General features: G+C 72.9%; 8 protein-coding genes and 1 pseudogene. 4 read left to right on the plus strand and 5 right to left on the minus strand.

Annotation, left to right across the window (positions count from 1 at the left end):
• The first annotated feature begins 74 nt into the window (after positions 1-74).
• Positions 75-761, plus strand: a complete 687-nt coding sequence (locus V6V16_RS18240) for a metal-dependent transcriptional regulator (RefSeq protein WP_334563584.1) — start codon at positions 75-77, stop codon at positions 759-761.
• Between the two features lie 154 nt (positions 762-915).
• Here V6V16_RS18240 and V6V16_RS18245 read toward each other — a convergent pair whose 3' ends face one another.
• Both V6V16_RS18245 and V6V16_RS18250 read right to left on the minus strand, forming a co-directional pair.
• Positions 916-1,464 carry a hypothetical protein gene (locus tag V6V16_RS18245; RefSeq protein WP_334563585.1) on the minus strand — a complete coding sequence of 183 codons (549 nt, stop codon included), beginning with the start codon at positions 1,462-1,464 and terminating at the stop codon, positions 916-918.
• A gap of 95 nt (positions 1,465-1,559) precedes the next feature.
• Positions 1,560-1,802, minus strand: coding sequence for a DUF5522 domain-containing protein (locus tag V6V16_RS18250; RefSeq protein ID WP_334563587.1), 243 nt, complete (start codon positions 1,800-1,802; stop codon positions 1,560-1,562).
• 502 nt (positions 1,803-2,304) lie between these two features.
• On the opposite strand from V6V16_RS18250, the gene V6V16_RS18255 reads away from it, so the two are divergent.
• Positions 2,305-2,622, plus strand: coding sequence for a TraR/DksA family transcriptional regulator (locus V6V16_RS18255; protein WP_334563589.1), 318 nt, complete (start codon positions 2,305-2,307; stop codon positions 2,620-2,622).
• Between the two features lie 51 nt (positions 2,623-2,673).
• Here V6V16_RS18255 and V6V16_RS18260 read toward each other — a convergent pair whose 3' ends face one another.
• The 3 genes from V6V16_RS18260 to nrdR form a co-directional block, all read right to left on the minus strand.
• Positions 2,674-3,609, minus strand: a complete 936-nt coding sequence (locus V6V16_RS18260; RefSeq protein WP_334563590.1) for a DUF2332 domain-containing protein — start codon at positions 3,607-3,609, stop codon at positions 2,674-2,676.
• A 200-nt stretch (positions 3,610-3,809) separates the two neighbouring features.
• Positions 3,810-6,692, minus strand: a complete 2,883-nt coding sequence (locus V6V16_RS18265) for a vitamin B12-dependent ribonucleotide reductase (RefSeq protein WP_334563592.1) — start codon at positions 6,690-6,692, stop codon at positions 3,810-3,812.
• A gap of 59 nt (positions 6,693-6,751) precedes the next feature.
• A complete protein-coding gene (gene nrdR / locus V6V16_RS18270; protein ID WP_334563594.1) occupies positions 6,752-7,246 on the minus strand; it encodes a transcriptional regulator NrdR in 495 nt (164 codons plus the stop codon).
• 568 nt (positions 7,247-7,814) lie between these two features.
• On the opposite strand from nrdR, the gene lexA reads away from it, so the two are divergent.
• Positions 7,815-8,597 (plus strand): transcriptional repressor LexA, encoded by a 783-nt coding sequence (gene lexA / locus V6V16_RS18275; protein WP_334563596.1) that lies wholly within the window; start codon positions 7,815-7,817, stop codon positions 8,595-8,597.
• Between the two features lie 112 nt (positions 8,598-8,709).
• Positions 8,710-9,109: pseudogene (locus V6V16_RS18280) on the plus strand (hypothetical protein); the annotation flags it as partial.

A 9,109-nucleotide genomic window follows, 5' to 3' on the forward strand; every position in this document is an offset into this window, starting at 1 on the left:
GGCACGGAGCTGGCGGTTCGCCGTGCGTCGTTCGGTGAACGCCGAGGTAGCATCGTGGGCCGGAGGCCACTGACGTGAAGCATGATCTGGTCGACACGACCGAGATGTACCTCAAGACCATCCTCGAGCTGGAGGAGGAGGGCGTGCCGCCGCTGCGCGCCCGCATCGCCGAGCGGCTCGGGCAGAGCGGGCCCACCGTCAGCCAGACAGTCGCCCGGATGGAGCGCGACGGCCTGCTCACCGTCGAGGGTGACCGGCACCTGGCGCTGACCCCGCACGGTCGCAGCAACGCGGTCTCCGTGATGCGCAAGCACCGGCTCGCCGAGCTGCTGCTGGTGAACGTCATCGGGATGCCCTACGAGGAGGCCCACGAGGAGGCCTGCCGCTGGGAGCACGTGATGAGCGACGCCGTCGAGAAGCGCGTCTACGACCTGCTCAACCGGCCGACCCGCTCGCCCTACGGCAACCCGATCCCCGGGCTGGAGCAGCTGGGCACCCCGGAGCAGGCGACCACCGCCCCGATGGAGGGCGAACGCAACCTGGCGTTCCCCGGGCTGTCGGGGACGGTCGTGGTCCGCCGGATCTGCGAGAGCGTGCAGACCGACGCGGACGTGCTCCGGCAGCTGCACGCGGCCGGCGTCGACCCGGGCGCGACCGTGACGGTGGCGCAGGAGCGCGACGGGGTGTCGATCGACCGCTCCGGCGATCGCATCCGGCTCCCCCGCGAGGTCGCCTCCCGCGTCTTCGTAGCCGCCCACTGACCCCCCACCCCCCCACCCCCCACCCCACGGGGCGCCGATCTTGCACTTTGCGCCCGGACATGGGGTGCGACACGGGCGCTGTACGGGCTGAAAGTGCAAGATCGACGCACTGGGGGGCAGGGCGCGGGGCGGGGCGGGGCGCGGGTGGGGTCGGTCAGAGGGCTCGGGTGTCGAGTTTTCGGGCCAGGGTGACCAGCGCGTCCGTGAGCTTCTCGGCGTCGGCCCTCGCCGTGTCGCGCGCGGTGGCGTAACGCAGGGTGGCCAGGCTGCCCTCGGCGGCCAGCCAGCCCACCTCGACGACCGGCCCGAGGGCGCCCTTGGCCGAGGTGGTCCGCCGGTACGCCTGCTGCCCCAGCCCGGTCACCCGCCCGGCCCTCTCCGGCACCACGTCCGCGGTGAAGGTCGCCCGGTCGATCGACGCCTCGGTGACGGTCAGCGTCAGCTCCGGCAGCGTCTCCCGCCCCGCCCGCAGCACGCAGGTGTGACTGTCGCCCGTCGCGCTGGCCGCCGCGACGTCGAACCGGAACCCGGCGTGCTGCTCGACCACGCCGAAGTCCAGCAGCCGGCACGCCCCGCCCGAGGAGGCCGCCACCGGGTCGACCACGACCGGCGCGGCAGGCGGCACCGCCACCGGTTCGGGCTCCGCGCCGCAGCCCGCCACCAGCAGCACGGCCACCCCGGCACCCACCATCCGCCCGCGCACGATCACTCCTCCGCCGTCCGACGCCCGAAACGCCCGCCGGAAACCGTACGACGCGACCCGGTCGCGCGGTAGCCCTCGGCCGGCTCGGGCGAGTGTCAGTCGTCGACGTACGGGCAGTGCCGGCAGCCGCGGCCGCAGCAGGTGCCGCGGCGGGCCAGGAAGCCCGCGCTGAGCACGAAGAGCCCACTGCCCGGGTCGGGATAGCCGGCCTCGCCCGCGGCCAGCGCGGCGGCGTGCGCGGCCAGGATCCGCTCCCGGTCCGGATGCCCGGGCGGCAGCCGGGACGGGTGCGGCTCGGTCAGCGGCCGGTCCGCCAGCGGTCGTCGCTCTCCGGTCACCGGCGCAGTCTAGAGACGCGACCGCCGGCCCCCGCCCGGGGCCGCGGGCGGTGAGCGCGCCAGCAGCAGGGCGAGCGCGGGAGTTCCCGGCGCCCCGGCCGGCCGGTGCCACGGGGTCGGGCTGCCGGGCGGGAGCGGATCCGACCCGTGCCGGGGCGTCCGGCGTCGGGGCCGATCCCGTGCGCGAGGAAGCACGTTGGCTTTCCGGTGCACCGGGCCTATGGTGGCTGCATGTGTCCGACCGGTCAGCAGAAGAGCACCGCCGTCGTGGTGACGGCGGCGTCCGCTGCTGCCCGCCGGGGCGCCCTGGGCGTGACCGTGGCGACCCGGGTGGTGCGATCCGCGGTCGCGCCGTCGTGCGCCGGCTCGGTCCCCTGCCGACTGCCGAACCCCGTCCCCGCCGGACGTAGCCCTCCGTGGACCGGTTGCAACTCTTGCGAACGGCCACCAGGGCGAAGCTATCCAGCTTCGGCCCTTTTTCTTTTTCCGAGGGAGCTACGCCATGACCACGCCCACCCGGTCCGACGAGCGGAAGTGGCTCGACGACCTGCGTACGGCACTGACCAACGACTTCGAGGCGCAGACCGTACGGCTGACGCAGCTCACGGCCGACACCGGCGACCCGGGCGAGGCGCACACCCAGAGCGCGCTGATCGCCGCCACCCGGCAGAGCATCGACCAGATCAGCGGGGCGCTGCGCCGCCTCGCAGAGGGCCGCTACGGCACCTGCGAGCGGTGCTCCGACGCGATTCCCCGGGAACGCCTGGAGGTGCTGCCGCACGCCCGCTTCTGCGTGCCCTGCCAGCAGAAGCAGCACTGACCTACGTACGCGGGCTGCCGGGCCGGATGTACGGCACGGCAGCCCGCCGGGTCAGCCGAACCAGGTCATCGCCTGGCCGTGCGGGCGGGTCCAGGCCAGCGGCCGTCCGTCCAGCGCGAGCACGTTGTGCAGCGTGTCGTCCGGCGGCTGCGCAAGCGCGTGGAGGGGCAGCACGTCCGGGGACTCGTTGGCGATCCAGTGGCCGGGCAGACCGCGTACGACCTGGGCGAACGCCTCCCGGCGCGGTGCCGGCACCTGGTAGAGCACGGAGGTGTGGAACACCACCAGCGTCGCGCCGGCCGGTGCCCGCGCGGCCAGCGCGGACAGGTCGTCCACCAGGTCGCCGCGCGCCAGCAGCGGCGGATCGGCCGCGGCGACGGCCGCGGCGGCCCGCAGCCGGGCGCGGCGGTGTGCCTGCTCCGGCCAGATGAGGGCGTCGAGCCAGGCGACGTCCGCCGGATCGGTGACCCGCAGCGGGTTCAGGTCCAGGCCGGCCCGCCACACCACCTCCGGTAGCCGGTCCGGCGGGACCATGCCGGTGGCCGCGCACGCGAGGACCGGCTCACCCGCGCCGAGCACGTGCTCGCCGTAGCGGTAGGCGTACCGGTCGGGGTAGAGGCAGAGCCCGGCGGACGCGCCGACCTCCAGCAGCGCCAGCGGCTGCGGCAACGCCGCGAGCACCGGCAGCAGTACGGCACACCGCCCGGGCTCGTTGGTCTGGGTGGCCCGGCTGCGCAGTTCCGCCTCGATCGCCGGCCAGTTGGCCAGCGCGAAGTCGTGGAAGGCGGCCGGGTCGCGCACCGGGCCGCCGAGCAGGCGGACGACGCCGAAGAGCAGGTTCGGCTGCCGCCTGCCCGGCGGGAGCGGGTCGAGCAGGGCGAGCAGTTCGTCGTCCCGGGAGACGGCGAGGGAAAGTCGCTCGTACGCCGGTGACACCCCGCGCGCCTCCCGGCGGCCGAACTCGACGTAGCTCTCGCGGATGTTCATCTCCCGATGATGACGGTCCGGCCCCGGCGGCGGAACGAGCAGCCGGCGGGGCCCACCCGCCACTCTTTGCCGACCGCATCGACGCGGATGCCTCCCACCCGTAGCGGGTGGGAGGCATCCGTTCGAGTCGCTCACTCGGGTCGGTCAACCGCTCTCGCGGCCGACGGAACTCACGGGAGACCCGGGGTCGACCCGTCGGGTCAGCTGCAACCGCTGGTGGAGCCGCAGCCCTCGCAGACGTAGCAGCTACCGGCCGGGCGCATCTTCGTGCCGCAGGTGAAGCAGAGCGGCGCGTCGGCGGCCTTGCCGATCGCGGCCTCCAGCAGCTCGGTGCTGGAGCCGACGGACGGCGCCGGCTTGGTGGCGGCGACGTCTGCCATCTCCTGCGCCGGCTGGGCGACCGGCCCGGTCTTCGGCTCGGTCGGCGCCTCGACCGGGGCGGAGGCTGCCATCGCGGTGAGGTCCGTACCGCTCGCCTCCGCCTCCGCCTCGGCCCGGAGCTGGGCGGCCCGCTCCTTGGCGGTGAAGATGCCCAGCTCGGCGCGGCGCTCGTACGGCAGGAAGTCCAGCGCCAGGCGACGGAAGATGTAGTCCATCACCGAGGCGGCCATCCGCACGTCCGGGTCGTCGGTCATCCCGGCCGGCTCGAAGCGCATGTTGGTGAACTTGCTGACGTACGTCTCCAGCGGGACGCCGTACTGCAGGCCGATGGAGATGGCCACCGAGAAGGCGTCCATCACGCCGGCCAGGGTCGAGCCCTGCTTCGACATCTTGAGGAAGACCTCGCCGAGGCCGTCGTCCGGGTAGGACGACGCGGTGAGGTAGCCCTCGGCGCCGCCGACGGAGAAGCTGACCGTCTGCGACGGGCGCTTCTTCGGCAGCCGCTTGCGCACCGGGCGGTACTCGACGACCTTCTCTACGACCTTCTCCACCTCGGCGGCCGGGACCTGTGTGGGCGCGACGGCCTTGTTCGGCTTGGCGACCGAGAGCGGCTGACCGACCTTGCAGTTGTCGCGGTAGATCGCCAGCGCCTTCAGGCCGAGCTTCCAGCCCTCGAAGTAGATCTTCTCGACGTCCTCGACGGTCGCCTGCTCCGGCATGTTGACCGTCTTGGAGATGGCGCCGGAGATGAACGGCTGCACGGCCGCCATCATCCGCACGTGGCCCATCGGGGCGATGGACCGCTCCCCCATCGCGCAGTCGAAGACCGGGTAGTGCTCCGGCTTCAGGCCGGGGGCGTCGACCACGTGGCCGTGGTCGGCGATGTGCTCCACGATCGCCTCGACCTGCTCCTCGGGGTAGCCGAGGCTGCGCAGGGCGCGCGGTACGGTCTGGTTGACGATCTGCATCGAGCCGCCGCCGACCAGCTTCTTGAACTTGACCAGCGCCAGGTCCGGCTCGACGCCGGTGGTGTCGCAGTCCATCATCAGGCCGATGGTGCCGGTCGGCGCGAGCACGCTGGCCTGGGAGTTGCGCCAGCCGAACTTGTCGCCGATCTTGTTGCCCTGGGTCCACTGCTTCGTCGCCTCACGGACGATCGCGGTGGCCACGGTGCCCGTCGGCTTGATCTCGTCGTTGGCGGCGGCGTGCTTGCGCATGACCCGCTTGTGCGGCTCGGCGTTGCGGGCGTAGCCGTCGTACGCGCCGACGACGCCGGCCAGCTCGGCGGAGCGGCGGTACGCGGTGCCGGTCATCAGCGAGGTGATGGACGCGGCGACCGAGCGGCCCTGCTCCGAGTCGTAGGGCAGGCCGGAGGCCATCAGCAGGGCGCCGAGGTTGGCGTAGCCGATGCCGAGCTGCCGGTAGGCGCGGGTGGTCTCGCCGATCTTCTCGGTCGGGAAGTCGGCGAAGCAGATCGAGATGTCCATCGCGGTGATGACCAGCTCGACGGAGCGGACGAACTTCTCCACCTCGAAGTCGCCGTCGGCGCGCAGGAACTTCATCAGGTTCAGCGAGGCCAGGTTGCACGAGGAGTTGTCCAGGTGCAGGTACTCCGAGCACGGGTTCGACGCGGTGATCCGGCCGGTCTCGGGGCAGGTGTGCCAGTCGTTGATGGTGTCGTCGTACTGCAGGCCGGGGTCGGCGCACTCCCAGGCGGCGTTGGAGATGGCGCGGAACAGGTTCTTGGCGTCGATGGTCTCGATGACCGCGCCGTCGAGCCGGCCGCGCAGGTCGAAGCCGCCGCCGTTCTCCACGGCGGTCATGAACTCGTCCGAGACCCGGACCGAGTTGTTGGCGTTCTGGTACTGCACGCTGACGATGTCGGCGCCACCGAGGTCCATGTCGAACCCGGCGTCGCGCAGGGCGCGGATCTTGTCCTCCTCGCGCGCCTTGGTGACCACGAACTCCTGGATGTCCGGGTGGTCCACGTCGAGGATGACCATCTTGGCCGCGCGTCGGGTGGCGCCGCCGGACTTGATGGTGCCGGCGGAGGCGTCCGCGCCGCGCATGAAGCTGACCGGGCCGGAGGCGTTGCCGCCGGAGGAGAGCAGTTCGCGGGAGGAGCGGATCCGCGACAGGTTCACGCCGGAGCCGGAGCCGCCCTTGAAGATCAGCCCCTCCTCCTTGTACCAGTCGAGGATGGAGTCCATCGAGTCGTCGACGGCGAGGATGAAGCACGCGCTGACCTGCTGCGGCGAGGGCGTACCGACGTTGAACCAGACCGGCGAGTTGAAGCTGAACACCTGGTGCAGCAGCATCCAGGTCAGCTCGTGGGCGAAGACCTCGGCGTCGGCGGGGGAGGCGAAGTAGCCGTACTCCTCACCGGCGGTGCGGTAGGTGGTGACCACCCGGTCGATCAGCTGCCGCAGCGACCACTCCCGCTCCGGGGTGCCCACCGCGCCCCGGAAGTACTTGGTGGTCACGATGTTCGCCGCGTTGACGCTCCAGGACTCCGGGAACTCGACCCCGCGCTGCTCGAAGTTGACCGAGCCGTCCCGCCAGTTCGTCATCACGACGTCGCGGCGCTCCCAGGCGAGCTCGTCGTAGGGGTGCACCCCCTCGGTCGTCCAGACCCGCTCGACCTTGAGCCCCGCGCCGGCCTTGTTCCGTGCCCTGCTGGTTGTCACACCATCCCCCGACATCTCATCCGCCCCCTCGTCCGCGCGGCCAACCGCCGCGCGATCCGACTTCATCAACAACTTCAACTGGTACGGCCGGCGGCCTCGACCGCGTCGGCCCCGGCGCCCTCGCGGGCGCGTTCCCGCAGCGTCTCGATCTCCCGCTCGAAGTCGGCGAGCGAGTCGAACGACCGGTAGACGCTGGCGAACCGCAGGTAGGCGACCTCGTCCAGGTCGCGCAGCGGGCCGAGGATGGCCAGCCCCACGTCGTGGCTGGGGATCTCGGCGGCCCCCTTGGCCCGGACGGTCTCCTCGACCTTCTGCGCGAGCAGCGCGATGGAGTCGTCGTCCACCGGCCGGCCCTGGCACGCCTTGCGCACCCCGCCGATGATCTTCGTGCGGCTGAACGGCTCGGTGACCCCGCTGCGCTTGACGACCGCGAGGACCGCCTCCTCGACCGTGGTGAACCGCTTGCCGCACTCCGGGCAGGACCGCCGCCGGCGGATCAGCTGACCGTCGTCGGCCTCCCGCGAGTCGACGACCCGGGAGTCGGCGTGCCGGCAGTACGGACACCGCATCGGCCGACCTCCTTCATCGCTCGCGGGCCGCCCGTGGCCGCTCTCCGGGCACGCGTCAGCGCGGCGGAGCCATCTGTCGACGGTCTTCGCCGTACCGAGCCTGCCGGAGTGCGGTCGGTAGTCGAACCCAACCTGTAGGCGACTTACGCCCGTGTGACTACTACATCTAGGGGTCGACCGTAGGCCGCTGCGGATCGGAGGTCAAGTTGAACGGGGTGTCCGGCGCGTCACCGGAAGCCGGGGTGACCAGCCGTCGTCACCCGCCGGGAGGACCAACCGCCCGGGGCCTTCCCGGGTTACCGGTCGGGCCGACGAAAACGGCCGACGAACGGACGGAGTCGAACACCCGTTCGACCCGACGTACCATTTAGCAGAACACGCGTACGAGCCGGGCGCTTTTTCACCCCGACACGCCGAGCGAGGTCGTACAGATGTTTGAAAATGACCGATCTCACCTATACGGTCATGAACGACCGGGCGCGGAAGACTCCGTCGCCGCCGGCCACCGCGCACCACCGCACGCACCACGAGCCGCCAAGGCACCCAGCGCCGACCAGGGAGGACGGACGTGACCGAGGACCGGGCCAGCCGGCCGAAGCACCCGCAGCAGATCACCGAGGCGGGTCCGCCGGCCACCCGACGCCGGGGCGCCGCGCGCAGCCGGACGGGGCAGCCCGCCGTGCGCCCGGTCACCCCGGTGGTCAGTGCCTTCCCCGACCCCGCGACGGTGGATCTCACCGCCCGGCAGCGCCGCATCCTGGAGTTCATCCGCACCTGGGTGGAGCGGCACGGCTACCCGCCGAGCGTGCGCGAGATCGGCGAGGCCGTCGGCCTGGTCTCGCCGTCCAGCGTCGCCTACCAGCTCAAGGAGCTGGAGAAGAAGGGCTTCCTGCGCCGCGACCCCAACCGGCCGCGCGCGGTCGACGTGCGGGCGCCGGCCGACGTCGACGACGAGCTGGCCCGCTCGCAGCGCCCCGCCCCGGCCTACGTCCCGATGCTGGGCCGGATCGCGGCCGGTGGCCCGATCCTGGCCGAGCAGGCCGTCGAGGACATCTTCCCCCTGCCCCGTGAACTGGTGGGCGAGGGCGAGGTCTTCATGCTCCAGGTCAAGGGCGACTCGATGCTCGACGCGGCGATCTGCGACGGCGACTGGGTCGTGGTCCGGCAGCAGCCGACCGCCGAGGTCGGCGACATCGTCGCCGCCATGCTCGACGGCGAGGCGACCGTCAAGACCTACCGCCGCCGCGACGGGCACGTCTGGCTGATGCCGCAGAACCCGGCCTTCGACCCGATCCCCGGTGACGACGCCACGATCATGGGGCGGGTCGTCGCGGTGCTGCGCCGCATCTGATCTTGTACGCCGCCGGGTGGCCGTCGTCGACGGTCACCCGCGCACGCCCACCCCGACGGCGTGCCCGTCCGAGCGCCGGCCGGCCGCTCGCGGTCTAGTACCGGTCGCCCCGGTGATCCCGCCCACCGCCGGGCACCTGGCCGTAGCCGCGACCGTCCTCGGGGCCGCCGTCGCGCCGACGCGCCGACCGCTGGCCCCGGGGCTCCGGCTCGCCGCCCCGGCGCGGCGGCTCCGCCCGGCCCCCGCCGTAGACGCCACCGCCCGGCTGGCCCCCGCCGCCGTAGACGCCCCCGCCGGTACGCCCACCACCCTGGCGCCCGCCGCCCTGACGTCCGCCGCCCTGACGTCCGCCACCCTGCTGTGCGTCGCCACCCCGGCGACCGCCGGCGGGGCCGCCCGGTCCACCGCCGCCGGTCGGCCGGCCGCCGTAGACCCCCGCCCCGCCACCGGCCGGGCGGGCACCACCGTAGACGCCGCCGCCGGCCGGGCGGGCCCCGCCGACGGCCGGCGCG

The organism is Micromonospora sp. CPCC 205561, from assembly GCF_036906775.1.
In the GTDB taxonomy this organism is placed as follows: domain Bacteria; phylum Actinomycetota; class Actinomycetes; order Mycobacteriales; family Micromonosporaceae; genus Micromonospora.

Bases quoted from the DNA above. Each gene is read 5' to 3' on its own strand.
- V6V16_RS18255 (WP_334563589.1), top strand. From the start codon at position 2,305: ATGACCACGCCCACCCGGTCCGACGAGCGGAAGTGGCTCGACGACCTG.
- V6V16_RS18260 (WP_334563590.1), bottom strand. From the start codon at position 3,609: ATGAACATCCGCGAGAGCTACGTCGAGTTCGGCCGCCGGGAGGCGCGC.
- V6V16_RS18265 (WP_334563592.1), bottom strand. From the start codon at position 6,692: ATGTCGGGGGATGGTGTGACAACCAGCAGGGCACGGAACAAGGCCGGC.
- nrdR (WP_334563594.1), bottom strand. From the start codon at position 7,246: ATGCGGTGTCCGTACTGCCGGCACGCCGACTCCCGGGTCGTCGACTCG.